2 protein-coding genes are annotated in these 508 nt (G+C 56.7%); both read right to left on the bottom strand.

Annotation, left to right across the window (positions count from 1 at the left end):
* Positions 1–34: 34 nt before the first annotated feature.
* Positions 35–271 (bottom strand): hypothetical protein, encoded by a 237-nt coding sequence (locus HJW02_RS12950; protein WP_146021157.1) that lies wholly within the window; start codon positions 269–271, stop codon positions 35–37.
* Positions 272–323: 52 nt separating this feature from the next.
* Positions 324–508 (bottom strand): hypothetical protein (locus HJW02_RS12945; RefSeq protein ID WP_208050670.1); only part of this gene is annotated, 185 nt, incomplete at its 5' end.

The raw sequence follows: 508 nt of genomic DNA, 5'->3' as shown, positions 1-508 counted from the left end.
CGTTCTCCGTGGCGTGTCCAGGCCAGGGCGTGGGCTATCTCATGCAGGATGGTGTCACGGATTTCATGGGGGCTTCCAGATTGGCGCGGACAAAGTGGACGGAGAGGGAGATGCTTTTTTCCAGCAGGCGGCATACGCCCAGCCGCCTGCGGGCACGGTCCCAGCCGAATTTCCAATCCGGGAGGTCCAGTTCATCCATTTTCAGGCGGGCATAAATTTCAATGTCCCGGAAGCTGTCGCGGTTGCCGGATTGGAGGTTCCCGATGGTCATGCTGCGGGGAGAGCATAGCACGGAGTGTGGGGAGGAAATACGGAGAAGGTCATCATGACGGAGTTGCCGCGGAGGGTATGGTTTTTTTACGGAAACAGACGTTTTTCTTTGCGGAATCGCGGAAAAAGAAAGCATGCGGAAAGGTTGAAGGGAAGGGCTCCGTAATAGGGAATATCACTATGAGTTCAGCTTCCGGTACCAAGCCGCAGAGGATTGCGGCCATTGACGCCCTGCGGG

This window comes from Akkermansia sp. GGCC_0220 (assembly GCF_017566105.1).
In the GTDB taxonomy this organism is placed as follows: domain Bacteria; phylum Verrucomicrobiota; class Verrucomicrobiia; order Verrucomicrobiales; family Akkermansiaceae; genus Akkermansia; species Akkermansia massiliensis.
This window is presented reverse-complemented; position numbering and strand designations above follow the sequence as displayed.